The 24268-nt window shown below is 65.5% G+C and carries 15 protein-coding genes; 3 read left to right on the top strand and 12 right to left on the bottom strand.

Features of this window, described 5'->3' with window-relative positions:
* From WC585_RS00905 to WC585_RS00895, 3 genes are all read right to left on the bottom strand, one after another.
* Complete coding sequence (locus WC585_RS00905) at positions 1–1146, bottom strand: acetyl-CoA C-acyltransferase (protein ID WP_373255646.1); 1146 nt, start codon at positions 1144–1146, stop codon at positions 1–3.
* A 15-nt stretch (positions 1147–1161) separates the two neighbouring features.
* On the bottom strand, positions 1162–2628 hold the full coding sequence (locus WC585_RS00900) for a carotenoid oxygenase family protein (RefSeq protein WP_373255645.1): 1467 nt from the start codon (positions 2626–2628) through the stop codon (positions 1162–1164).
* Positions 2629–2689: 61 nt separating this feature from the next.
* A complete protein-coding gene (locus WC585_RS00895; RefSeq protein WP_373255644.1) occupies positions 2690–3589 on the bottom strand; it encodes an SDR family NAD(P)-dependent oxidoreductase in 900 nt (299 codons plus the stop codon).
* 142 nt (positions 3590–3731) lie between these two features.
* On the opposite strand from WC585_RS00895, the gene WC585_RS00890 reads away from it, so the two are divergent.
* Positions 3732–5933: a TonB-dependent receptor gene (locus tag WC585_RS00890; RefSeq protein WP_373255643.1), complete on the top strand. Its 2202-nt coding sequence runs from the start codon at positions 3732–3734 to the stop codon at positions 5931–5933.
* 42 nt (positions 5934–5975) lie between these two features.
* On the opposite strand, the gene WC585_RS00885 is transcribed toward WC585_RS00890, so the two are convergent.
* The 4 genes from WC585_RS00885 to WC585_RS00870 all read right to left on the bottom strand — a co-directional run bounded on the left by WC585_RS00885 (position 5976) and on the right by WC585_RS00870 (position 9878).
* A complete protein-coding gene (locus tag WC585_RS00885; protein WP_373255642.1) occupies positions 5976–6920 on the bottom strand; it encodes a winged helix-turn-helix transcriptional regulator in 945 nt (314 codons plus the stop codon).
* Between the two features lie 79 nt (positions 6921–6999).
* Entirely contained in the window at positions 7000–7257 is a 258-nt protein-coding gene (locus tag WC585_RS00880; protein ID WP_373255641.1) for a hypothetical protein, read from the bottom strand.
* Between the two features lie 90 nt (positions 7258–7347).
* On the bottom strand, positions 7348–9186 hold the full coding sequence (locus tag WC585_RS00875) for an LVIVD repeat-containing protein (RefSeq protein ID WP_373255640.1): 1839 nt from the start codon (positions 9184–9186) through the stop codon (positions 7348–7350).
* A gap of 26 nt (positions 9187–9212) precedes the next feature.
* Positions 9213–9878 (bottom strand): DUF305 domain-containing protein, encoded by a 666-nt coding sequence (locus tag WC585_RS00870; protein ID WP_373255639.1) that lies wholly within the window; start codon positions 9876–9878, stop codon positions 9213–9215.
* Positions 9879–10070: 192 nt separating this feature from the next.
* Here WC585_RS00870 and WC585_RS00865 point away from each other — a divergent pair, with 192 nt between their 5' ends.
* On the top strand, positions 10071–13382 hold the full coding sequence (locus WC585_RS00865) for an amidohydrolase family protein (RefSeq protein ID WP_373255638.1): 3312 nt from the start codon (positions 10071–10073) through the stop codon (positions 13380–13382).
* Positions 13383–13529: 147 nt separating this feature from the next.
* On the opposite strand, the gene WC585_RS00860 is transcribed toward WC585_RS00865, so the two are convergent.
* The 3 genes from WC585_RS00860 to WC585_RS00850 are packed head-to-tail and all read right to left on the bottom strand — an operon-like array spanning position 13530 to position 19625.
* Entirely contained in the window at positions 13530–15959 is a 2430-nt protein-coding gene (locus WC585_RS00860; RefSeq protein ID WP_373255637.1) for a glucan 1,4-alpha-glucosidase, read from the bottom strand.
* Between the two features lie 40 nt (positions 15960–15999).
* The gene (locus WC585_RS00855) at positions 16000–17568 is read right to left on the bottom strand and encodes an MFS transporter (RefSeq protein ID WP_373255636.1); all 1569 of its coding nucleotides are present in this window, start codon (positions 17566–17568) and stop codon (positions 16000–16002) included.
* Positions 17568–19625 carry a glycoside hydrolase family 97 protein gene (locus tag WC585_RS00850; RefSeq protein WP_373255635.1) on the bottom strand — a complete coding sequence of 686 codons (2058 nt, stop codon included), beginning with the start codon at positions 19623–19625 and terminating at the stop codon, positions 17568–17570. Before WC585_RS00850 ends, WC585_RS00855 begins: the two co-directional genes overlap by 1 nt.
* Positions 19626–19701: 76 nt before the next feature.
* Between WC585_RS00850 and WC585_RS00845 the strand changes: the two genes are divergently transcribed.
* On the top strand, positions 19702–20748 hold the full coding sequence (locus WC585_RS00845) for a LacI family DNA-binding transcriptional regulator (protein WP_373255634.1): 1047 nt from the start codon (positions 19702–19704) through the stop codon (positions 20746–20748).
* 2 nt (positions 20749–20750) lie between these two features.
* Here the strand turns inward: WC585_RS00845 and WC585_RS00840 are convergent, their stop codons facing one another.
* Both WC585_RS00840 and WC585_RS00835 read right to left on the bottom strand, forming a co-directional pair.
* Positions 20751–22385 carry an alpha-amylase family glycosyl hydrolase gene (locus WC585_RS00840; protein WP_373255633.1) on the bottom strand — a complete coding sequence of 545 codons (1635 nt, stop codon included), beginning with the start codon at positions 22383–22385 and terminating at the stop codon, positions 20751–20753.
* A gap of 11 nt (positions 22386–22396) precedes the next feature.
* A complete protein-coding gene (locus tag WC585_RS00835) occupies positions 22397–24229 on the bottom strand; it encodes an alpha-amylase family glycosyl hydrolase (RefSeq protein WP_373255632.1) in 1833 nt (610 codons plus the stop codon).
* Positions 24230–24268 lie beyond the last annotated feature (39 nt).

The raw sequence follows: 24268 nt of genomic DNA, 5'->3' as shown, positions 1-24268 counted from the left end.
TCAGGACATCCGCTCCACCACCATGGCCGAACCGACGCCCTGGGCCCCCGCCGTCACGACCAGCCCATAGCGCCCGTCACAGGCATCCAGTGCATCCAGCAGGGAGGACACCAGGATGGCCCCGGTCGCCCCCATGGGATGGCCCTTGGCGAGATGCCCACCGCCAACATTGACCTTGTCCGCATCGACCTCACGCTCGCGCATGAATTTGACGATGGTGACGGCAAAGGCCTCCATGAACTCGATCCGGTCCATGTCCGCCAAGGTCAGATTGGCCCGCTCCAGAGCCCTGTCCATCGCCGTAAAGCCGGCGGTCAGGGAGGCGACGGGGTCGCCGCCAGATTCGGCCCAGGAGACGATGCGTGCGCGTGCGCCTTCGGCCTTGCCTGTGACCAGTGCCAGGCCCGCCCCGTCGCACATGGGCGGAGCGTGGGCGACGGTGTGACGGTGGTCGAGGGTTCGGCCGCCCAAGGCCTCAACATACTGCTCACCCAAAGGCGCAAAGGCTGCAGGCATGGCCGCCAGGCTTTCGGCTGTGGTCGTGGCACGGGCTGCTTCTTCGCGGTCCAGGCCGTTCACGACGATCCGTGATGCGACGAGAGGTGTGCCTTCGGCTGCGGCGGTGCGCTGCTGGGAGCTCAGGGCGGCGGCGTCCATCTCTTCGCGACTGACGCCGATGTCCTCGGCCAACCGGTCGGCGGCGACGACCACGGGGATGTAGCGGGTGCGGGTCGGGAAGCTGGAATCCTCATAATAATCCGCCTTGTCAGCCATGAAGCCCACACGGGACATCATCTCGACCCCGCCCGCCAGGACGCTGTCAGCCTGACCCGTCTCAACGAGACCCGCCGCCTGACCGATCGCTGTCAGGCCCGAGACGCAATAGTTGTTCAGGCTGTAGGCCGGACTGTCGTCAGGCAGGCCCGCATGCAGTTTGGTGACCAAGGCGACATTGGCTCCCTGCGCTCCGACCTGACCGACACAGCCCAGGATCAGGGCATTGGCGTTGCGGGCAGGGTGACCTCGGGCCTCCAGCGCGTCGATCAGGCCACCGACCAGCTCATGCGGCTTCAGGCTGGCCAGACCCCCGTCGGGCCGGGCCTTGCCGCGGGCGGTACGAACGGCGTCGTGGATATAGGCGGTCATGGATGCTCTCTGGACTCAGGCTGCTATCTGATCGCCGCGCGCCCAGGTCCCGTGGAAACCGGCGGGAACGCGGGCGGGCAACATGACCCGCGCGACGGGGCCCGCCTCGAAATTCTGGGCGTCGATCACCTGAACCTCGGACTTACCGGTGTTCTCGTCGGTGACGAAGGCGATGACATAGCCATCGTCCTCGCTCCTGGACCCGATGCGCGGCGCGAAGGCGGGTTCGGAGCCGAACATCGTGGGTTCGTACAGATGGGTTTTCGCCTCGCCGGTGACGAGGTCGTACTTGTACAGGCCCGCAAAGCGCTGAAGTTCTGTCTTCGACATGGCTACGTGATAGGACCAGCGGGTCTTGCGCGATGCATAGTCCTGATTGATCGCCGGGAACTCGCCGATGCGGTCGTCCAGCTGGCGCTTCTTCACCTGGCCGGTCTTCATGTTCATGCGCCATTCGACCGGCACGGCATTGAGGGCCAGCACATTTACCATGGGGGCATAGGGGCCATAGGCGGGGTTGGGCGGATAGCCGTTCGGCACCATCATGCAGGCGGTCATGACCACCTCATCGCCATCCTCCCAGGCGTTGACGACGTGATAGATGTAGCAGCTGTCGGTCTCGAACCAGCGGATCTGATCACCGCGGCCCGTGCGCGGGACGACGCCAAAGCGGGCGGGCTGATCGGCGAAATGGATCTGCCACATCGACCGCTTCAGCCCACCCTCGCTGAAGACCACGGGCAGGTCGTGCAGGATGACGAAGTTTTCCGTCAGCCCCATGTCGTGGGGCAGGCGGGGGCCAGGCAGGTCGACCTTCTGGAAATGGGTCAGCCGGTTGTCGGCACTGACCGTCCCGAACGTCATCCAGGGTTCGTAGAGCGAATAGTCGAAAAAGACGAACTCGCCCGTCACCGGATCGACCTTGGAATGGGCCGAGACGTGGCGGGGCAAGGCTCCGCCGAAGTTCTCCACGCCGATGGTTTCAAGGGTGCGGGCATCGACGCGGACCGGCTGTCCAGAAATGTACCACAGACCCATCAGGCTGCCGTTGTGCAGGACGACGTCCGTATTGGCGGTGTCCTTGTAGACCCGGTCACCCCGTGTGGAGGTCGGGTCGGCGCGGGTCGAGGGGTAGAGGACGCCGCCCGCCCCACAGCCGCCGTTGAGGTCTGCGACGTGGTCGGGCGACTTGATGAATCGGTTGCGGTACCGCGCCTTGCCGTTCTCGAACCAGATGGCGTGAAGCATGCCGTCGCCATCGAACCAGTGATGCAGGCCTTGCGGCGCGGCGGCCGGATTGGGGCCGTTACGATAGAAGGCCCCGTAGAGATCGAGCGGAATTTCGCCGATCACGGGCAGGTCGTCAGCGGTCGTTTCACGCGCGACAGGCTCGTAGGCACCCTGAACATAAGGGTTCAACAGGTTGAGATCGGACAGGTTTCCGGTCTCGATACGGCGTGCGATCGACGCGTCGTCGGCCATGGGAGAACTCCTGACAGGGTGGTGCGATAGGACTATGAGCAGTTCGGTCGCTTAACGCAAGTCAATCGGGTTTGATCCGGGGCAGGTCGGCAGCCATCAGGTGATCGAACCCTGCCTGACCTTCATCGAAGGTCGCCCAGCCGTCGAGCGACAGCAGGGTATCGACATGGGCGGCCAAGTCATCGGGGCCATAACCGGGCAGGAATTCGAGACCGCCCCCTTCGATCCGGGCCGCACGACGCACGCGACCCGCGCCGGCCGTCAGGGTCTCACCGTTGAGCGAGCAGTCGGGCGACATCAGCCAACTGGCCACGGGAGCGACCCGCTCGGGCGCCATGCGTGCGGCCATATCGGCGTCCAGATAGTCGCCGGTCATGCCTGTGGCGGCAAACGGCGCGATGGCGTTGCAGCGTACGCCGCGCGAAGCCCCCTCCAGCGCGATGACACGCATCAGGCCGATCAGGGCCGCCTTGGATGCCGAATAGGCTGCCATGCCGTGCACACCGTGCAGTCCGGCCGTGGAGGTCGACATCAGGATGCGTCCCGAGCCCTGCTCACGCATGTGTCGATAGATTGGCAGGGTAGGGGCCAGGCTGCCGAAAAAGTTGATCTCGAAATTCTGGCGGAACTGTTCAGTGCTCTGTTTGTGCAGGGTTCTGGCCTCGGGACCTCCGGCATTGTTCAGCAGGCCGTCGATGCGACCAAAGGCGGACAGGGCGGCGTCCAGAAGCCGATCTCCGGAATCGGGCTCTTCCACCGAAAGGGGAGCGGCCTCCGCTATACCGCCGGTCTGACGGATATCCTCGACCACTGACTGTGCCGAGCCGGGCTGGCCCGCTGGACGATCCCGGGTGTTGACCACTACGAAGGCTCCACGGGCGGCCAGATCGAGCGCATAGGCCCGCCCCAGTCCTCGTCCTGCGCCCGTTACGACGACGACCTGACCCTGAAGTGTGCTCATGTCGACCTCCGATATGTGAATTTGTATTTTGGCGCGGACGCTTTCGTAAAAAGACTTGCAAATCTGGTCCGTTAGCGCAAGCTACCTCGACGTCAGGGGAGCCACCGATCAACGGGGCCAGGACCGACGAGGGAGGCGACCAATGAGAAAGACCGCATATTTCGCGTCGGCAGCCGTGATGGCCATCGCCGCAGGCCTGGCCCAACCGGCCCTGGCCCAGGACGCATCGACAGCACAGGAAGCGACATCTCTGGAAGAGATCGTCGTCACGGCCCAGCGCCGCGAACAGGGTCTGCAGGAGGTACCGATCGCGGTGACCGCCTTCAGCGCCGAGACGCTGGAGCGCACCAGTGCCACTGGCCTGTCCGACATCGCCGGCAAGGCACCGGGCGTGACCCTGACCCAGTTCAATATCGGCGAGCCTCAAATCTACATCCGCGGGGTGGGTACGACGAACGACTCAGCGGCCAGCGATCCCTCTATCGGCGTGTCCATCGACGAGGTCCCGATCGGTCGTGCAGGGGCCAGTTCTCTGGCGTTTCTGGATCTGGAGCGGGTCGAAATCCTGCGTGGACCGCAAGGCACCCTGTACGGCCGCAATGCCTCGGGCGGGGCGATCAACGTCTATACCAAGGCCCCGGCCTTCGAACAGTTGACGCAGCTGACGGCGCGCGTGGGCAGTTTTGACGAATACGGTGTCGAGGGCTTCTTCAATACGCAACTGAGCGACAACTCAGCCGGGCGACTGGCCTTCCGGTACAATACCAACGACGGATATGCCGAAAATGTCCCGACAGGGCGTGGACTTCAGGGCGGCTCGACCTTCGGGCTGCGTGGCCAGTATCTGCATCAGTTCGACAAGGTCCGCATCCTGCTGGGGGCTGATTACTCCAAGGACGATCAGGACGGACACGCCCGTATTCCGGTGACGACCTCGGCCACCGCGCCTGCCTTTGTCGCCCTGATCAACAGCCTGCGAGCGGGCCTGGATGTGCGCCAGAGCTTCTCTTCGGCAGATAATTATCAGAACCGCGAGAACTGGGGCCTGACCAGCCGGATCGAGTATGAGGCCGAGGCCTTCGACTTCATCTCCCTGACCTCCTATCGGCACAACGACTATGGCTGGCGGGACAATCTGGGAGGGCTGACCTTTCCTGCCTTCCCGCTGTTCGTCGATGACCGGGCCGACGAGACGGCCTCCCAGTTCAGCCAGGAGTTCCGGCTGACATCCAATGACAGTTCGCCGTTCCAGTGGGTGGCGGGCCTGTTCTATTTCAACGAACAGATCGACCGCTCGGAGACCTTCATCACCCAGACTGCCCTGCCGATCGCCCCGCCGAGCTTTGGCGGCGACGTCACCTTCCTGCAGGACGCGACCAACAGCAGCTATGCCGCCTTCGGCCAGGCCACATTCGAGTTTGCGGACATCTGGGAACTGACGGTCGGAGCGCGCTGGACGCACGACAAGCGCGAGGTGGGCCAGATTGCCCTGGACAACGACACGACCGGTGCACCGCCGCCGGGAATTCCGCTGGGCCCGACGGGTGGACCTTACGCGGTCAGCGCGGAAGAGACATTCGAGGAGCCTACCTGGCGTCTGGCCCTGGCGGTCGAGCCGGTCGAGGACGTGCGCTTCTATGTCAGCTACGATCGCGGCTACAAGGCAGGGGCCTTCCCCAGTGCGGCGCAAAACGCGGCCCAGGCAGCGACGCCCATACGGTCCGAAATCCTGGACAACTACGAAATCGGGGCCAAGACCACCTTCTGGGACAACCGTATCCGCTTCAATGCTGCAGCCTTCATGCTGGACTACAGCGACTTGCAGGTGAATGAGCTGCTAGGCCTGACGTTGGTCGCGTCAAACGCGGCGGCCGAGGTGTCTGGCTTCGAGATCGAGACGGCCCTGGCCCTGACCTACAACATCACTGTTGGCGGTTCCTACACCAGCCTGGACGCCGAGTTCACGTCCGATGCGACGGCGGGAGCTCTGACATTACCCTACAACGGCAATGTCCTTCCGCGCTCGCCCGAGAGCCAGTTCACCCTCTATGCAGATGGCGAATGGGATGTCTGGGGCGGGGCGTTGGCCACCCGGATCGACTATCAGTGGACAGACGACTTCTACTTCGATCCGTCGAACAACCCCGAGGTCCTGGTGCCGTCCTACGGCCTGCTTAGCGCCTTTGCATCCTGGGAATCAGAGGGGGGGCTGAAGCTGTCGGTCTATGGCAAGAACCTGACGGACGAAGAGTATCAGGTCCACATCATCAAGAACGTCGGCATCGGCTTCAGCGTCTTCGGCGCGCCCCGTTCGTTCGGTGTCGCCCTGTCCCAAACGTTCTGATCTGGCGGATCAGACCCCGTAGCGCACCCCGTCTGACACAGGTCAGGCGGGGTTCGTCGCTTCGACTTCCCAGCGCAGATTGCGGGGATCCAGCGGGATGCCGGTCGCCGCATCGCAGACGACGGGGTGCAGAGCCTCTCCGGTTCGACTGTCGACCAGGGTCAGAGGCGATTCACCCGGAGGGCACAGCCACCGCTCGCTCCAGCCGTGCATCGCCAGGATCATGGGGTATAGCGCCAGGCCCGCCTCTGTCAGGCGGTATTCAAAGCGCGGCGGGGCTGTCTGATACAGCTTCTTCTCCAGCACCCCGTGCAGGACCATGCGTGCCAACCGGTCAGCCAGAATGTTGGTGGCCAGGCCAAGCGCATCGTGCATCTCGTCGAACCGGCGCAGGCGGAAGAAGGCGGCGGCCAGCACGGCCCAGCTCCAGTAGTCGCCCATGATGTCGCTGGACCGGTCGATGATCGGTCTGTCCGTCTCGATCGGCTGGGTTCGGCGTCTCCGCGAGGTGGGAGCGGGGATGGCCTTCAGGCCGGGACCGGGAACGCTGGTGACATGGCGAACGTCGATAGGTTGGCCGTGAGGGGACCCCAGGATGACAGGCGTCTGTCTCGCGCCGGTCTGCCGATCAAAGAAGGCGATGGCATAGCGTTCCTGCAGCGGCGACTGCGCCCAGATTCGCTCCCACTGCCCCTGCATGACGGCGACGCCGAACATGTCCAGGCCCATGGGGGTCAAGCGGTACTCGAGGCGGGTCCCACCTGTAGCCTCGCGTTGTTCCAGAAGGCCGGCCTGCGACAGGCGTTGCAGGCGATCCGTCAGCACGCTGCGTGGAATGCCCAGCCGTTCGCGCCAGACACTGAAGCGCCGCACGCCATAAAAGGCCTCGCGCAGGATCAGTTGCGACCATGCATCGCCCGTGATCGCAAAGGCGCGGGCCACGGGGTTGCCCATGATCAGGTCGGAAGTGGAAGGCGATGCGGTCAATTCGTGGCCCTGAACGACGGGTTTTGGCCCGGTTCCATCATCGTCGTTAGGGCAGGCACGCAGTCAATTCCAGCCCTGTTCAGGCGGCAGTGGCCAGCGCGGCTTCCAGTTCCGCATCGACCACGCTCTCGAGAGCCAGTCCCATGCGAGGGTTGCCGAGCACCGCGACAGCCCGTTCCCCCTGATACAGGCAGATGGTTTCGTATCCCGGCCATTTGTCCGCCAAAGTCGTCATCTCGACCCGGGCCGAGATGTCGTCAAGAGCCGCTAGGACGCTGATTTCGCTGTCTGGCTTGCCGGGGGTATTGACGATGCAGAAGTAGGAAAACACGCGCACTGAACTCCGAAATCAGGCGCTGAGAACGGGCGCTGAAACCGTCGGTTCCAGCGCCTCGAACGCAATCGCGTCATCCGGTCGTGAGCAGGCTCAAGCGCGGCGTTGCAGAAGTTCTGCCAGAGCCTTCATACGCGCCGCATCCGGTGCCGCAGCCTTCTCGGCGGCGGCATTCAGAGCCGCAATCAGTTCGGCCGACGAGGCGGCCGACCCACCCGTCGCCCACTGATCGACCGCTGTGCGGGCCTGCGTGAGCAGGGCTGCATCGACGGCGGCAGAGCGCGACAACTGGTCCAGATAGACCTGCGCAACCTCGGGGCTGTCAGACCAGGAGATGCGCCGCTGGGTCTGGGGGTTGATCTCCTCGGCCATAACGGCTTCGGCGACGGCGATCTCGGCGGCGGACAACTGATCGCTCGGCACCAGTTTCAGCACGTCCAGACCGCGGGCGATCTCGCTGGAATAGATGCGGCCGTTGAACCAGTAGGCCGACCACGAACCGCCGACGACCAGACGCTCGGGATTGATCGGACCGCGGTCGAAATAGGCGATCTCGACGGGGCGGGCCGCGTCGGTGAAGTCCATGATCGAGATCCCGCCCTGGTACCAGGCCTGAACCATCAGGTCGCGCCCGGGCACCGGAATGATGGAGCCGTTATGGGCCACGCAGTTCTCGGTTCGACCCTGGGCGGACGGAAGTTTGTGGAAGCTCTGTCCCTCCAGTTGGCGGTCCTTCAGATTGGCGACCAGATTGGCTCCCCAGTTGGCCGGGTCCTCGGCGCGGCAACGGGCGCTGGTCCCGCCGCCCCACTCATCGGTGAAGACGATCTTGTCGCCCGCATTGTTGAAGGTGGCCGAGTGCCAGTAGGCCATATCGGCATCGAAGATGTCGTCGATGCGGGCCGGATTCTGGGGATCGGAGATATCCAGCAGAATGCCGTTACCGCTGCATGCGCCCGCAGCCAGGCTCTGTTCCGGATAGACGGTGATATCGTGGCAATGGTTGGTCTGGGCGGTGCGCTGGCCCGACACACCGGCCTTGCCGCCCTGCCACAGGCCTGCGATCTGACCGGTCTCCCGATCCGCGAAGATACGAGGCCGGTTGACGATGGCGGCGGTTTCGGGGGCATCCAACGGGACCTTGATCACGTCGATGGAATACAGGGCCGTTTCCGCGTTGGCGTCCGGCTGGCCGTCCGAGCAGATGCCCAGTTCGTCAGTTTTGCGCACGCCCGATGTGGCCGAGTTGTAGATGTACAGCACATTGGCGTCGCTGGGATCCGGCACCAGGGTATGGGTGTGCGACCCGCGGCAGGTCTGGACCGCCGCGATCTGACGCGGGGCGTTCAGGTCGCTGATGTCAAAGATGCGGACGCCGCGAAACCGTTCCGCATTGACCTCGCCAGTAGCCTCGGTCGTACCGCAGTCCAGACGGGCGCGGTTCTGCTCGACCGACATGAACAGCAGATTGCCATGCACGGAGACGTCGCCCTGACCACCCGGGCAGACGACGGACATGACCAGCTTCGGCTCGCCCGAGCTGATATCATAGGCATTGAAGCCGTTGAAATTGCCGACGAACAGTTTGCCGTCCGACACAGCCATGTCGCTGTTGGCCAAGGCGAGCAGACCGTAGCGCGGGGGATTGTCGCGCATGCGGGCGGCAAAGGCGCGGGCCTCTTCTTCGTTACCAGGCAGAGGGATCAGGGCCTCGGGATCGAAGAAGCCGGGGGGCGGTGCCAAGGCGTGTTCCAGTGCCAGGCCAGAGGCTGATTCGCCCGCATCTCGCAGGCCACCGGTCAGGGCCGAACGCGCGTCGGCCTGAATGGTCTGGGGCGAGGCCGCAACCGGGGCCTGGGCAGCGGCGACGCCGGCTCCCATCAACAGACACAGGGCGGCGGCAGACGAGAGCAATGGGCGGCGGATGGTCATGTTGGCGGCGCTTTCGAAAGAGGGCTCTAGAGATCGGACAATAAGGACTGCATCCGCAGAATTTCCGCCGACTGGTCGGCCACCACGGAAGAGGCGAAGTCGGACAGCATCGGGTCTTGCGCGGCATCGGGCTGGGCCAACAGGTCGTCGACCATGTCGAGCGCGCCTTGATGATGCTGGATCATGCCTTGCAAAAACAGCCGGTCGAAATCCGTACCGCTGGAGGCTGCCAGGGTCTGCATCTGGGCGGGCGACAGCATGCCGGGCATGATCGGCGTGTCTGAGGCTGGCATGGAATGTCCCGCATGGCCGGCATGGCTCATGCCCGCGTGGCCCGCATGCATGTCCATGGTCTGCGCCTGGCCTCGATCCGCCAGCCAGTTGCGCATCAGCTCGATCTCGGCCTCCTGGCACAGGGCGATGCGTTCGCCCATCAGCTTGACCTTGGGGTCCGCACCCTTGGCCCGCAGCAGTTCTACCATCTCGACCGCCTGACCGTGGTGGACGACCATATGCTGCATGAACTGCGCATCGCCGGGGGTGAAGGTCGTTCGGCTGAGCGCGACGGCCTCTGCGGCGCTGATGACGCGCGATGGTGCGCCCGGCGCGCCGGGATTGAAGATAGGGGGAGACTGCGCCCATGCCGGGGCTGCGATCAGACCGGCCAGCAGGACACCCAGACAGGACTTCACGCGCGAACGACTCCGCTAAAAGCTAAGGCGGCGCGACTTAGGCATTCCGCGACGCCGGGAGCAAGCCCCGATCAGCTCGCCATCATCATCCGTGTTCCGACTGGACTCCGTTCCGGCAAGAATGCTCTTTTGCGGGTCAAGGCACACGGCGTGTTCACTCAGCCGATGTGCAACGACATGGGGATGATCGATATGAAGCGTCTGTTGCTGGCCGGTGTGGCCTCGCTGGTGTTCGCCGGGCCGTCGTGGAGCCAGGCTCCGCAACCCGCGCTGACCCCCGAGCCGACGCCGGACCCGGCTACAGCCGCCTCGACCGAAGCCAAGGATGACAACGCACCCAAATGGGACGTCCAGGCCCCGCCCGGACCCTCACGCGACATTCCCATCGACGTGACGCGCGGCACCTGGATGTCGCTGGACGTCAGCCCGGACGGCCAGACTGTCGTCTTCGACATGCTGGGCGACATCTATGTGATGCCGATCGGGGGCGGGGAGGCGCGAGCTATCGCCAGCGGCATCGCCTGGGACATGCAGCCGAAATGGTCGCCGGACGGTCGCCACATCGCCTTTACCTCCGACCGGGCTGGGGGCGACAACATCTGGATCATGGACGCCGACGGATCGAACCCGACGCAGGTGTCCAAGGAAACCTTCCGCCTGCTGAACCAGCCCGAGTGGTCGCCGGACGGCGAGTTCATCATCGGGCGCAAGCATTTCACCTCGGCCCGGTCGCTGGGGGCCGGCGAGTTGTGGATGTATCACCGCTCGGGCGGCGGCGGGGTGCAGATGACCGAGCGCCGCACGCCCCAGAAGGACACGGGTGAGCCCGCCTTCTCGCCCGACGGCCGCTATGTCTATTTCAGCGACGACGCCACGCCGGGCAACACCTTCGAATACTCCAAGGACGTCAACGGCCAGATCTACATCATCCGCCGCCTCGACCGCGAGACGGGCGAGATCGAGCCCTATGTGACCGGCCCGGGCGGCTCGATCCGTCCGACGCCCTCGCCAGACGGTCGCTCCCTGGCCTTCATCCGGCGGGTCCGGTACCAGTCCGTCCTCTATGTGCTGGACATCGAGTCCGGGCGCGAAACGCCGGTCTTCTCGGGCCTGGATCGCGATCTTCAGGAAACCTGGGCCATTCACGGCGTTTATCCGGCGATCAGCTGGACGCCGGACAACCGCTCCATCGTCTTCTGGGCTGACGGCCGGATCCAGCGGGTCGAGGTCGCCTCGGGCACCGTGTCAGATATCCCCTTCCACGTGGCCGATACGCGCCGCATCCAGGAACCGGTGCGCACCGTCGTCGATGTGGCTCCCGACCAGTTCGACGTGAAGATGATCCGCTGGGCCAAGCCGTCGCCGGATGGCTCGCGCGTGGTGTTCGAGGCGCTGGGCAATCTGTGGATCCGCGACCTGCCGACCGGCACGCCGCGCCGCCTGACGCGACAGTCAGACCATTTCGAGCTTTATCCTTCATGGTCCCGCGACGGGCGGTCGGTGGTCTACACCACCTGGGACGACCAGGACCTAGGCACGGTGCGGGTGGTGTCGGCCAATGGCGGCGAGGGTCGCGTCGTCACGCAGAACCCCGGCCATTATGTCGAGCCGACCTTCTCTCCGGACGGGCGCACCATCGTCTATCGTACGGTCGATGGCGGCGGTCTGACCAGCGCCCTGTGGGGCCGCGATCCGGGCATCTATCGCGTACCGGCTTCTGGCGGAGACGCCGTGCGAGTGACTGGCGACGGCGTGGGGCCACAGTTCGGCGCGGACGGCGACCGGCTGTTCCTGACCGGGCGCGACGGCGACAAGCGCACGCTGATGTCAGTCGATCTGGATGGCGACGATGAACGCACGCACCTGACATCCGAATGGGCCAATGAGTTCGCCATCTCGCCGGACGGCCGCTGGATCGGCTGGACCGAGCGGTTCAATGCCTATGTTGCGCCCTTCGTGGCGGCGGGACGGCCCATCGCGGTCAGTACGGATGGCAAGGCACTGCCTCAGGCACGGGTCACGCGCGATTCCGGCGAGTGGCTGAGCTGGTCGGGCGATTCACAACGGCTGCAATGGTCGCTGGGGTCGGAGCTGTTCAGCCGCGACCTGAACCAGGCCTTCACCTTCGTCGAAGGCGCTCCGGATGAGTTGCCCAAGCCGGATGAGCGCGGCATCAACATCGGCTTCACCGCAGACGCCGACAAGCCGCAAGGGCGCATGGCCCTGACCGGGGCGCGGCTGATCACCATGAACGGCACCGAGGTCATCGAGAACGGGGTCGTTATCGTCGACGGCAACCGCATCGAGGCCATCGGACCCGCGGCCTCGACCCCTGTCCCGGCGGGGGTTCCGGTCATGGACATGGCGGGCAAGACCATCATGCCCGGCATCATCGACGGCCACTGGCACGGGGCGATGGGCTCGGACGAGATCATTCCGGAGCAGAGCTGGGTCAACTATGCGTCGCTGGCCTTCGGGGTGACGACGATCCACAACCCCTCGGCCGACACCAGCGAGATCTTCGCCCATAGCGAGCTGGCCCGGGCCGGGCGCGTGGTGGCCCCCCGCATCTTTTCGACCGGCACCATCCTGTATGGCGCGACCAGCGGGGCGACGGCCAAGATCGACAGCCTGGACGACGCCCTGTCCACCCTGCGCCGCATGCAGGCGGCCGGGGCGTGGAGCGTCAAGAGCTACAACCAGCCGCGCCGCGATCAGCGCCAGCAGGTCATCGAGGCGGCGCGCCAGTTGAACATGTCGGTCGTACCGGAAGGTGGCTCGCTGTATCAGCACAACATGTCGATGATCATCGACGGCCACACCACGATCGAGCACTCGATCCCGCTGGCCCGGCTGTATGACGACGTGCACCAGCTGTGGCGTCAGACGAACGTCTCCTACAACCCCACCATCGTGGTGGCCTATGGCGGAAGCTATGGCGAAAACTACTGGTATCAGGAAAGCCAGGTCTGGAACGATCCGATCCTGACGCAATATGTCCCGCGTCGTCAGCTGGATGCCCGGGCCCGTCGCCCGGTCACCGCGCCAGATAACGAGTGGAATCACATCTCCGTCGCGCGCGAGGCGACCCGCCTCGCCAACGAGGGCGTCAACGTCCAGATCGGGGCCCACGGCCAGCGCGAAGGCCTGGCCGCGCACTGGGAGATGTGGAGCCTGGCCCAGGGCGGCATGGCACCGCTGGAGGTCATCCGCGCCGGCACGCTGAACGGGGCCAGAGGACTGGGCCTGGACCGCGACCTGGGCTCGTTGGAGGTCGGCAAGCTGGCCGACATGGTGGTGCTGAACTCCAATCCGCTGGACAACATCCGCAACACCACGGCCATCGCCTACACCATCGCCAACGGCCGCGTGTACGACAGCGGCATGAACGAAGTCGCCCCGCGCCAGCGGCCCCGTCAGCCGTTCTGGTTCTCGGGCGCGGACGGCGAGGCGGTGTCGACGACGGCGACCGAGAGCGACACCCACGGCCACGACAGTCACTAAGGGCCTTCTCCCTCCCCTTATGGGGAGGGTGGCTGAGCCGAAGGCGAAGACGGGTGGGGAGCCGCAGCACGGTCTTGCTCCGGCTGAACACACCCCACCCTGTCGTCGCTGCGCGCCGACATCCCTCCCCATGAAGGGGAGGGAGATTTACTCCGCGCTGTAGCGCTCTGCCACCGGCTCGTAGATGTCCCAGACCTTGCGGTCGGCGAGCGAGCGCAGCAGCTTGATGTATTCCGCATGGGTCCAGGCCAGCGGCGTGGCCGAGTTGGTGCCCTGGCCGGGCTGGTAGTTATAGGCCGTGGGATTGCCGACGCCGTCCCAGACCTGTTCCGGTAGCAGCAGTCCGCCGTTGGCGAAGGATTCCATGCCGCGGACATACAGCAGGCGGATGCCGTTCAGGCTGGATTCGCGCCAGCCCTCGTTGCCGGAGGTGTCAGCCAGGACAGCGGCCAGGTCATAGTGGCCGCGCTCGCCGGTGAAGAAGGGCCAGACCCGTCCGCGCTGGCCGGGGGTCATGCCGCCGACGCCATAGCCGTTGCCGGTCTCGACATTCTCGCCATAGCCGTCGTTGCCATAACGACGCCAGGCCGGAACACCGTTCAGGTCGTAGCGGACACGTAGCCGATCCTCGCGCGTCTGGTCGTCATATTCGGGCAGGGTGGCGACGATTGAAGACGCATAGGGCGGGCGCACGCCATAGCGAACCAGTTCCAGGAAGCCGCCGTCGACGATCTGATCCTCCGGCAGGCCCTGCTGGGCATTGGCCTCGCCGATGGGCGCGCGGTCGTTGGGGTCGTCGTTGCGGGTGATGCGCACGAAGTATTTGCCGTCGCCCAGCGAGCCCTCGGTCGTGAACATGCGGCTCTCGATCTTGCCCGCATAGTCGTCGGCGGTGGCGAGGTAGCGGTCAGCCGATGCGGTGTCGCCGGACGCCCGCGCGATCTCGGCGGCCGTGACCAGACCCGCGACCACGGCGGCGGTGGTGGAGGGGGAATAGCCTTCCTGCTCCTCCCACCGCTCCTGCTGAGTCCAGGGCGGGGTGACGGTGCGGTCGTTCCAGTTCAGCCCCAGCTTGCCCCCCTCGACCAGGAAGTCGGCGGCGGGCTTGATCATGCGGGTGTACATGTCGGCCATCTCGGCTTCTGAGACCAGGCCGGCCTTCCAGAGCTTGTAGCCCAGCATGATCGGCATGGCGGTCTGGTCCAGCTGGACCGCGACCCATTCGACGGTGCCGTCGACCCAGGTCTTTTGCAGGAACCAGCCGGTGGCCCCGGTATTGCCGGGCGTGTCGGCGCGAACCTGGACCTGCGGCAGGTAGCGGAAGGCGGCGAGCGGCGTCTCGGTGTCGCCCAGCGCCAGCATGGCCATGGCCACCTGATAGAAGTCGCGGGGCCAGACGGCCTTGTAGCCAGTCGAGGGATTGGTCGCATCGACCGTGTCGCCCCACGGGTTGGACAGGCTGGCGATCAGGGCACCGGCATGGGTGCGGTCCTCCTGCACTTTCAGCATCAGGGCCGAGGCATAGGCCAGCTTGCCGCCGTCGGTGGACTGTTCGGCGATGCGCGGCAGATCGGTCAGGGAGGCGATGTAGTCTTCCCAACCCACGCGGTCGCCCTCGCCGTTGAAGTTGGCCAGGACGGTGTCGAGGCCGGTGCGGAAGGTGTTGTGGGCAGCGTCTGTGGCTGCGCGCCCGTTGGGTCCGAAGCCGATGACGAAGTCGCGGCCTTCGCTTTCACCGGCCGAAAGTCTTCGCATTTGCCCCGTCAGCATGATGTTACCTGCCGCGTCGCCGGTCGTAGTGTAGCGTTGGTCCAATTGACCGTCAGCGAGGTCGCGTAGGCCATCGGATGTGCCTACGAACCCAACGCTGCTCGCGTGAAAAGGAGCGTCAGCCAAAAGGACAAGGTTGGTGTTACCCTCGAAAGCGTGAAAAGCCCCGCGCAGGGGGGCATCTTCGCCAACTTGAGTTTGTGGATCGAAGCCGATTCCGTCCACCGAGCCCCTATCGCCGACGCCCGTGTTGGCGATGTGCGGCTCAAGCAGGAGGTAGGGCGTGATCTCGCCGCTCATCGCCTTGATCGTTGTCCGCACGACCAGCGATTGCTGGTCCGGGTCGGTATAGATGCGCTTTTCGATCTCGTAGCGGCCTTGGTTGTCCGTGGTGATGACTCGGTAAGCAGGCGAGAGCGGACGACCGTTCGCATCGGTGTGCAGATACTCCGTTCGGCTTGTGGTGTCCGTCCCTTCGACCGACAGGCCGGTTCCGGTCACGACGGCAAAGCGTAGCTGCTTGATCTGGGCCTCGTGAATCAGGCCATACATGGTTTCGGTCAGGATCCCGTCGGCGAGGGAGAACCAGACGCGGCTGACGTCACCGGTCGGGCCGCCGTCGGCGTAGCGACCATCGACATAGGCCTCATAGGACGCGCCCGCTCCGGTCTTGGCCGCATTGACCCAGGTCGGGGCCTCGCCGGGCGCGCCGGGGGCTATGCGGGCCTGGTCCTGAGCCAGAGCGGGAGCGGCGCACAGGGCCAGGGTGGCGACGGAGGCCAGGATCAGGGACTTGGTCATGGGCATGCTCACAGGGTCGGCGAAATGAGGAGGGGCGTGGAACAGTTCATGGGCGGGCCTCGCGCACCCGAAGCGCAAAGGCCGCGGCGATGAAGAAGCTGATGCCGCCGACGACCAGCGCCCAGATAGCCTGGGACTGGAACAGGGCGTTCAGCATCAGCCCCAGCAGGGTCGCGGCGACCAGTTGCGGCACCACGATGAAGATGTTGAAGACGCCCATATAGACGCCCATCTTGCGCCCCGGCACGGCGCTCGACAGGATGGCGTAGGGCATCGACACGATCGATGCCCAGGCGATGCCGACGCCGATCATCGGCAGCCACAGCATCTGCGGATCGCGGATCAGGAAGATGCCGATCAGGCCGAGGCCGCCCATGGTGAGGGCCACCGCATGGGCCCCGCGCTTGCCGACCCGGCGGGCCAGCACCGGCAGGGCGAAAGCGACCAGGGCGGCGACACCGTTGTAGATGCCAAACAGGACGCCGACCCAGTCCGCGCCCTCGTTATATGCCACCGAGGTCGTGTCGCTGGAGCCGAAATGGACGGCGGTGACGGCGGCGGTGGTGTAGATCCACATGGCGAACAGGGCGAACCAGCTGAAGAACTGGACCACGGCCAGGCCGCGCATGGTCTCGGGCATGCCGAACATGTCGTCCAGGATCTCGGTCAGGCCGTTGGATTTCGCGGCACGGCGGAAGGCGGCGACGACCAGTTGCAGCGTGCCGAAACCCGCGACGAAGCCAGCCAGGACATACAGCTCCTTGCCGACGGCCTTGCGCCAGTCGTCGACGTCGGCGGGCAGGGCCGCGGCCTGGTCGCGCACGAACCAGACGGCAAGGAAGGCGAGCGCGCCGACGGCCAGCCAGATCAAGCCACCATTCAGATAGCGGGCGGCGGGGCGAAGTTCGTGATCAGCCAGAGGCGACGGGCGGGCGCCTTCGAAAGCGTCGATCTGTTCGGGACTGTATTCCTTTGTCGAGAAGACGGTCCAGAGGACGGCCACCAGCATGGCGGCCGCGCCGACGTAGAAGCTGATCCGCACGCTATCGGGGACGATGCCCTCGGGTGCGGTATTGGCGACACCGCCCTGGGTCAGCAGCCACGGCAGGCAGGAAGCGAAGACGGCGCCGGTGCCGATGAAGAAGCTCTGCATCGCATAGCCGGTGGCGCGCTGCTCCTCCGGCAGATTGTCGCCGACGAAGGCGCGGAACGGCTCCATGGTGACATTGATCGCCGCGTCCATGATCCACAGCGTCGCCGCCGCCATCCAGAGGACGGGGGCGTTGGGCATGAAGACCAGGGCGATGGTCGTGGCGATGGCCCCGAACAGGAAATAGGGCCGGCGTCGGCCCAACCGACCCCAGGTCTTGTCGCTGAAATGGCCAATGATGGGCTGGACGATGAGGCCGGTCAGGGGGGCGGCGATCCAGAGGATTGCGAGACTGTCGACCTCGGCCCCCAGTGTTTGAAAGATGCGGCTGGTGTTGGCGTTCTGCAGGCCGAAGCCGATCTGGATGCCGAAAAAACCGACGCACATATTCCAGATCGCGAGCCGCGTCAGACGCGGACGAACACTGGCGAATGGCTTCACGGCGTCGGCTCCCAAGGCGGTCATCAGCGGGCACGTCCCAGCGGCACGAAGCGGATCGCCTGACCGCCGCCGGGGGCGAGGTTCAGGGGCAGGGTGTCCGCCGATGTGACGGTCTTCTGCTCGATGACGATGTCGGTGCGGCTGCGGCCGTCACCGTCACGCCAGTCGGCGTTGGGACCGTCGCGATAGATCTCGGCACGATACTGGACGCCGGGCTCAAGGAAACTGAGCGAGGCCGTAAGCGAACGCGGGTTCTCGTCGGTGATCGACCCCAGGAACCACTCGCGGGTGCCGCGTTCCTTGCGGGCGATGGTGACGAAGTCGCCGATCTCGCCATTGAGAACCCGGGTGTCGTCCCAGTCGACCGCCACATCCTTGATGAACTGGAACGGGGCGGGGTTGGCCTCATAGTTTTCCAGAATATCTGCCGCCATCTGGACCGGGCTGTAGATGGTCACATAGAGCGCAAGTTGTTTGGCCCAGGTTGTGGCGACACCATCCGGGCTGCGCGTCTCCATGCCGAAGATGCCGGGCGTATAGTCCATCGGTCCGGCCAGCAGGCGCGTGAAGATCAGGTTCAGCTCATGCTCGGGCGGATTGCCGGGCTGGCCCCAGGCGCTGAACTCCATGCCACGCGCGCCCTCGCGGCTGATCATGTTCGGATAGGTGCGGCGCAGGCCCGTGTCCTTCATCGGCTCATGGGCGTTGACGGCGATGCGGTGGCGGGCGGCGGTCTCGACGACGTTCAGCTCGTGGCGGCTGATCGCCTGGCTCTCGTGCCAGGCCAAGGTCGGCTGACCGTCCGGGCCTGCGACGCGAGCCTGGCCAGCGTCGGCGACATAGCCGGTCTTGATGGCCCCGATGCCCAGCTGTTCGTACAGGGCGAAGGCGTCGTCGATCTGGCGCTCATAGTGATAGGCGTTTCCGCCCGTCTCATTGTGGCCGATGATCATCACGCCCTTCTCGCGAGCGTAGTCAGTAACCTCTTTCAGGTCGTAGTCGGGATAGGCCTCGGTGAAGCTGTAGTCCCAGCCGTTACCGAACCAGTTGCCGTCCCAGCCGACGTTCCAGCCTTCGACCAGCACCCCGCCGAAACCATGCTCGGCGGCGAAGTCGATATGACGCTTGGTGTATTCGGTGGTCGCGCCGTGTCTGGGGCCGGAATTCCAGCTGCGCGTCTCCAGATGCATGTCCCACCAGATGCCGACGTATTTCATCGGTTTGAACCAGCTGACATCACCCAGCTTGTTGGGCTCGTTCAGGTTCAGGATCAGGCTGGATTCGACCAGTTCGCCCGCCGTGTCGGTGATCTGGAGCGTGCGCCACGGTGTGTTGAACGGGGCTGTGCGTTCGACGGCGGCGTTGGTGAAGCCCGGTGTCAATTGGGCGGCGAAGCGCTGACCCTCGGCCCGGCGCAGGTTCATCCCGGCATAGTCGGTCAGGGCGGCCTCATGGATGGAAACGTGCAGGCCGTTGTTCGTGCGGACCGTCATCGGGGTCTGGGCGGAGCCTACGCCGTCGATCGGCGTGCGGTGGTAGAGATACTCCTCGCGGTTCCATTCCCAGGCCGGAATCCACCAGGCCTCGCCCGGGTCGACCAGATTAAATTCAGTCAGTTCGGAGGCGATCTTCAGCGTCGACAAGCTGGCCTGTTCGGGGAACTCGTAACGGAAGCCCAGACCGTCGTCGTAGAGGCGGAAAACCACGTCGAAGCGGCGATTGGGCTCGGCACGTTCGGTGAAGGTGACGCGCATCTCGTTATAGCGATTGCGGATTTCGCGGCGCTCACCCCAGGGCTGCTCCCAGGTCTCGTCGAAGCTGGTGGGGGCCGAGGCTGTTGGCACCAGGCCGCGTTCCAGCTTGGGCTGATCGGTCAGGATGAAGCCGAGCCGCGAGGCCGCTACGACCGGGCGGCCCAGCCGGCTGACGGCATAGGTCGGGCGGCCGTCATTGTCGGTCGCGACCTCGACGGTCAGCACGCCCTCTGGGGAGGAGACGCGCACCGGATCGGCCGCCTGGGCGCGCGCCAGCGACGGGATCGCCATGGCGATGATCGCCAGGGTGAGCAGTGAAATCCGCATGGGTGAACGCTCCTTACAGCTGTGAGGCGAGGCCTCTTGCCAAGCTTGCGCGAAGTAGCGCAGATGGCGAAATGACGTGGTTTGCAGCAAAATTTGCAGGGGTTGTCCGGTGACCAAGCGATCGACCCGCCTGGAAGACCTGGCGCGCCTGGCCGGGGTCTCGATCTCGACGGCGTCGCGGGCGCTGAATGACAGCCCGGCGGTCAATGACCGCACCAAACAGCTGATCTGGAAACTGGCGCGCGAGCACGACTATCCGTTCCGCCGCTACATGCCCGCCGGTCCGATCGGGGCGTCTGGCACGATCGCTATCGTGACCCCGCGACCCCAGGGGCGGGAAGGGCGGTTGAGCGATCCCTTCTTCTTGGAACTGCTGGCCGGGGTCGGGGAGGCGGCGCGCGAGCGGGACTGCGATCTGGTCATGAGCCATGTCGCGCCCCAGTCGTTCGAGGACCTGTCGGCGGCCATGACCACCAGCCGGGCCGACGGCGTGATCTTCCTGGGCCAGAGCACCCTGCATTCCGCCTTCAACCGGATGGCGGAGACCGACGGCCGGTTCGTGGTCTGGGGCGCAGAGTTCCCGGACCAGACCTATTGCTCGATCGGATCGGACAATATCGCAGGCGGTCGGCGCGCGACGCTGCATCTGGCGCGTTTGGGGCGCGAGCGGATCGTGTTCCTGGGCGATCTGGACCCGCCCGAGGCCATGCAGCGCCACCGCGGGTATGTGGAGGCCCTTACCAGCGCGGGACTGGGCGTCGATCCGGACCTGATCGTGGACGCCCATTTCGAGGTCGAGTCGGCCGAGGCCTCGGTCGACAGCCTGATCCGGCGCGGTGTGCCGTTCGACGGCATCGTCTGCGCGTCCGACCTGATCGCTCTCGGAGCCGTGCGGGCCCTGCTGCATGCGGGCAAGAGCGTGCCCGGCGACGTCAGCGTTATCGGCTTCGATAATGTGCCCTTCAGTCGGTACAGCCGCCCGGCGCTGTCGACCATCGCCCAGGACACCGCCAAGGCGGGGCGTCTGATGGTGTCCAAACTGCTGGACGGCACCGGAGATCGCGCGGGCCGGTCGGAACGGATTCCGACGGACCTTATCGTTCGCGAGACCTGCGGCGGCTGAGGTCATCCGGCCACCTGGGCCAGCAGCAGGCCGGCCAGTGGGGGCAGGGTGCCGGCGGCGGGATCGGGCGCATTGACCGCTTCGACGACCTGCCAGCCCATCGGCGGCGACCATTCGATCGGATCGTGGCCGAGGTTGAAGACGCAGAGCAGACCCTGGGAGCCCTCGCCGCGCCAGAAGACCAGCAGGCCGTCCTTGGCCGTGACCATCGACATCGATCCGGTGCGCAAAACCGGGAAGCGTCTGCGCAGCCCGATCAGGCGGCGGCTGCGGTGCAAGGTCGATCCGGTGTCCACCTCCTGAACATCGACCGACAGGTCTGTGTGGCGCGGATCGACGGGTAGCCAGGGCTCGACGCTTGAGAACCCGGCCTGGGGCGCGTCGTGCCGCCAGGGGATCGGCGTTCGGGCCCCGTCGCGGCCCAGGGTCTCGGGCCAGTTGGCGATGGCTTCGGGATCGACCAGCCGCTCGAAAGGAACATGGGCCTGGGGCAGGCCCAGCTCCTCGCCCTGATAGACGAAGACGTTCCCGCGCAGACAGACCAGCAGCAGCATGGCCATCTCGGCGAAGGCCTTTTCGTCACGGCCCTGGGCCCAGCGGCTGATGGCGCGCGGGGCATCGTGGTTGGAAAAGGTCCAGCTGGGCCAGCCCTCGCCCTCGGTGCCGGGCCACATGGCCGGGCCGCGATCGACCAGTTCCGACGTCAGCTGGTCGGCATACAGGTACAGAAAGCCATAGGCCGAATGCAGCCGGTCGCCGCCTTCGGTATACTGCTTCATCTCCTCATTGGCCCGGTCGCCGCCGACCTCGGCCACCAGGAAGCGGTCGCGGCCCGTGCGCGCACCGTAAGCGTCGGCGAGCTTGCGCAGACGGGTCAGGAAGGCAGGGATTTCCGGCTGGGACTGGTTGTGGACCTTGTCCTGGAAGTCGAATGGCCGGGTCCGCTTGCCGTTGTCGCTGAGCGGCGGATTGTCCGTCAGGCGAGGGTCGTGCATCGCGAAGTTCAGCGCATCCAGCCGGAACCCGTCCACGCCCCGGTCCAGCCAGAACCGCATCGCGTCCATCAGCGCGGCCTGGACCTCCGGGTTCCTGACGTTCAGCTGCGGCTGCTCCTTCAGGAAATTATGCATGTAGTACTGGCGGCGGCGCGCATCCCACGTCCAGGCCGGACCGCCAAACACCGACTGCCAGTTGGAGGGGGGCGAGCCGTCAGCCTTGGCGTCGGCCCAGACGTACCAGTCGGCCTTGGCGTTGGTCCGGCTGGACCGGCTCTCGACGAACCAGTCGTGTTCGTCCGACGTGTGGGAATAGACCTGGTCGATGATGACCTTCAGGTCCAGGGCATGCGCCCGCGCGATCAGGGCGTCAAAGTCGGCGAGGGTGCCGAAGATCGGATCGACGTCCAGATAGTCCGAGACGTCATAGCCGAAGTCCTTCATCGGCGACTTGAAGAAAGGCGAGAGCCAGATCCCGTCCACGCCCAGCGAGGCGATATGCTCCAGATGCGCCGTGATGCCCGGCAGGTCGCCGATACCGTCGTCGTTCGAGTCGGCGAAGCTGCGCGGATACACCTGATACAGCACCGCGCCGCGCCACCATTCGGTCTGACCGGCGGCGTCGACGACGGGGGATGTCATGACCTGGATGTTCAACGCGCACCTTCCGAACGGCAGATCATGTAATCCAGGGCCGGCACGGTCACGCCCAGACTGGCGGGCGCCGAAGCGGCGGATGCGCAGGCCCCGCGAACGGCGCTCCAATCGGCCGAGCTCGGCTCGACCTCGACCTGGGCTGTGACCGGCGCAGTACTGGTGTTGAACACGATCAGGGTCTCGCCGTCACCCTGTTCGTCGAAGCGCGACACGGCGAACAGGCCGGGGCCGTCGCCCGCGAACCGGACCAGCTGACGGCCGCGCCGCAGGGTCGGGTGCTGGGCCCGCAGGGCAGCCATCTCCGAAATGGCCTTGTACAGCGGCGCCTCGGTGTCGAACGGGTCGCTGCGACCGCCGATGATGCGGTCGTCTGCGTAGTCGTCGACCTGGGTGGCGAACATGTCCTGGCGCGCGCCGCCATAGCCGCCGTCGCCGGCGAAGCCCTGTTCGTCGCCGTAATACAGGGTCGGCACACCACGCGTGAACATCATCACGGCATGGGCCAAACTCGAGCGGGCCTGAAGTTCCTGATCCGAAATATCTGGGTTGGCGACCTGGATGAAGTTGCCGATCCGGCCCATGTCATGGTTGCCCAGGAAGGTCGGCAACTGCATCGCCGTCTCAGTCCCGCCCTCATAGTTGACGTCGGCGTCGTACAGCTTGGCCAGCATCTCGGTCGGCTTGCCGCGCCCCACCACGTCCGTGACGACGCTCTGGAAGGCGAAATCAAGCACGGCCGGGAAGCCATCGACGCGGGTGAAGCGCGACAGCACGGCGGGATCGTGGTCATAGACTTCGCCGAAGATGTGGAAGTTCGGGATGCCTTGCGCCTCGGCCCGCTCCAGCATGGCGGGGACAAACGCCTGCCAGAACTCGGGATTCACATGGCGTGCGGTGTCGATGCGGAAGCCGTCGATGCCGTATTTGTCGATCCAGCCGCCGAAGATCTCGATCATGCCGGCCACGACCCGGGGATGTTCGGTCATCAGCCCGTCGAGCCCGGCGAAATCCCCGTCCAGTGAACTCTCGCCCCGAAAGGTCGAGTCGCCGCGGTTGTGATAGTAGATCGGATCGTTCAGCCAGGCCGGAACCTTGACTGTCTCCTCACCGGTCGGGACGTAGGGCGTATAGGCATAGTCCGGGCGGGTCAGCCGCGCGAAATCCTCGGCGGTCCCGTCGTTCAGGAAACCGTCGTTGATCGGTTCGCCATCGATACCCCCGCGACGGGTGAACGGATAGTCGGCACGGCTGCGATAGGCGCAATCGTTCGCCGGGCATTCCCGGTACCGGATCACATCGGCCGTGTGGTTGGTGACGATGTCCAGATAGACCTTCATGCCGCGCGCGTGAGCGGCCTCGACAAGAGCCTTCATCGTTGCCTCATCGCCGAAATGCGGGTCCACGGCGGTGAAGTCGGTGATCCAGTAGCCGTGATTGCCGGCGTACTCGCGGCCCGGCTCCCCCTGAACCGGCTTGTTCTTGAAGATGGGGGCGAACCAGATCGCGGTCGCGCCCAGACCTTGGATGTAGTCCAGCCGCTGCATCACGCCGGCCAGATCGCCGCCGTGGTAGAAGCCCGCGTGCGTCGGATCGAATCCGTGGTCCAGCCGCCCACCCGCGATGCCGCCCGTGTCATTGGACGGGTCGCCGTTCGCGAACCGGTCCGGCAGCATGAAATAGATGATCTCGTCCTGGGCGGGGCGTTGGCGTAGCGCTTCGAGCGCCGGGCTCTGCGTCCAGGCAGGTGCTGCCACACACGCAAGAGCGGCCGCCAATGCGGTGCTGACGCCGAATCGATTGCTGCAGCGGTGTCGCGCCCGTCTGGCCATGTCGTTCCCTCACTGTCCGTGAACGACGTGGTCCAGCGG

Source organism: Brevundimonas sp. (genome assembly GCF_041648055.1).
Taxonomy (GTDB): domain Bacteria; phylum Pseudomonadota; class Alphaproteobacteria; order Caulobacterales; family Caulobacteraceae; genus Brevundimonas.
This window is presented reverse-complemented; position numbering and strand designations above follow the sequence as displayed.